Here is a 1,972-nt window from a genome sequence, read left to right as displayed (position 1 = left end):
CGTCAGCGGCGCCACCACCGTCCCAGCGCCCAACGCGAAGCCGGGGCCGAGCCCGTAGGCCGCACCCCACACGGCCGCGTTCGGCAGCAGTGCCAGGACCAGGAGGAACACCGCGAACTGGCCCGGCCAGGGCCCGGCCAGCTCCGGGAACGCGTCGCGCACCGCGTCCAGACGCCACAACACCGCGCAGAGAGTCAGCACGAGACCGCCCGCGCACAGCACAGCCGTGACCGTCAGCACCGTGCGCACGGGACGCACTCGACGGACGAGCGCGGCGGCTTCCCTCAGGTGCACGGGAAGCGGCGGCACGCTCGTCGCGTCCTCGTTCTCCACGAGCGCGTCCCGCTCGTTCCCTGAATCGTTGGTCGTGGCGGGTGGGCCGGACGAGGCGTGAGAAGCGGGGCCGTCAGGCTCGTCGGGCCCCTTCCGCGCGTGAGCGGCCTTGGAGGCTCCGCGCCCGAATCCCACCCACGCGGCGGCCGCCGCGACGCACACCACGAAGAACGGCAGCCGCACGACGGCACTGATCACGTCGGCGCGTACGGGCCCGCCGGAGGCGAAGACCACGGCCGTGGCGCTCGTCAGCAGATAGCCGCAAGCGACCCAGCCGACCGGCCCGAACACTGCTTGCGCCCCGTCCTCGCCCAGTCGTGCCGCATCGTCCTCGCCCTCCACGAGCGCGCGCAGGCACGCCCTGTACAGCAACGAGACGGGCAGGACCATCAGCAGCAGCGGCGTCAGTGCGACGGGGGCGGGAACGCCGGAGAGAGTCTCGGTGCGAATCAGCTGACTGCCGTGGCCGAGCAGCCACAGATCGGCGGCGATGTGCAGGGCACCGCCGGCGCCGCTGTCCGGGTAGGGGGAGATGATCCACAACAGCAGTACGAGGACGGTCAGCCCTCCGAGGCCGAGACCTGCGGCGATCACACCTTCGAAGAGCCAGGCCGCAGCCGATGGCAGCGGTCGCGAGGTGCTTCGGTTGTACGGAGACAACGTCGGGCTGCGATGCGTCACTTGGCTCACGCCGACATGCTGTCAACAACACACGTTTTGATCCGGTAACAGACAAATTGTCGCTGTGTCGCCCACTATGTCCACATGCACCTTGTCACACAATTCACACGGCAATGGCTGGGGTGTCGCCCAGGCCGGATGATCCGGGGGAGCGCATGAGCCCGGAGCACGAGCTGTCCGCCGACGAAATCGAGGAATCCGAAGAAGCATCCGAGGCGACGGACGAGGCTCAGGCGGTGACTCCGCTCGGCGCGCAGGATGACACCGTCGAGGACGACGGACTACCGGACCCGGCAGGCGACACGGTCCGCGACCCGTCCGAGGACCAGGCTGAAGACCCGTCCGAGGACCAGGCTGAAGGCCCGTCCGAACTCCCGTCTGGCGAAACGCCCGGACACCCCGGACGCTCCCAACACCCCAGCGCGCCCGAGGACCCCGCTGACGCCGCGCCCGAAGACCCCGCCGTGGCCCCCGCCGAGGACGTACGCCCCACCGCAGCCGACGCCTTCGACATGCTCCACGCCCGGCACGCCCCCTCCCTCACGCGTCAGGCCTTCCTGCTCTGCGGTCACCGCGGCCTTGCGCGCCGTGCCGTCACACACGCGTTCCGACTCGCGTGGCAGCGCTGGCCGGAAGTGGCCGTCGACGCCGACCCGGCCGGATGGGTTCGCGCGGCCTCCTATCAATACGCCCTCGCACCCTGGCGCCACTTCCGCGTTCTCCGCATCGTCCGCCACAGGCGCGCGATGCGCAGCGTCCCTCCCGGCGACCGCACGCTGCTCGACGCGCTTCTGCGGCTGCCCAACTCGTACCGTGCGCCGTTGCTGTTGTGCGACGGTCTCGGGCTGAGCCTGGCGGACACGGCCGCCGAGGTGGAGGCGGGTACTGCGGCGACCGCGGGACGGCTGCGGCACTGCTGCTGCTCGTCCTGGCCGACAACTACCTGCTGCTGTACGTC

Annotated in this window: 1 protein-coding gene and 1 pseudogene; one reads left to right on the top strand and one right to left on the bottom strand. The window is 70.7% G+C overall.

The window, feature by feature from the left end:
* Positions 1–1,023, bottom strand: a 1,023-nt coding sequence (locus tag H5J26_RS30555; RefSeq protein WP_309238137.1) for a DUF6350 family protein, incomplete at its 3' end; no start/stop codon positions are given.
* A gap of 146 nt (positions 1,024–1,169) precedes the next feature.
* Between H5J26_RS30555 and H5J26_RS30550 the strand changes: the two are divergent.
* Positions 1,170–1,972: pseudogene (locus H5J26_RS30550) on the top strand (hypothetical protein); the annotation flags it as partial.

The sequence above is a fragment of the Streptomyces albidus (ex Kaewkla and Franco 2022) genome, from assembly GCF_013870515.1.
Lineage (GTDB): Bacteria > Actinomycetota > Actinomycetes > Streptomycetales > Streptomycetaceae > Streptomyces > Streptomyces albidus.
Note: the sequence above shows the minus strand (reverse complement) of the source record. Positions and strands in the feature narration are given on the sequence as shown.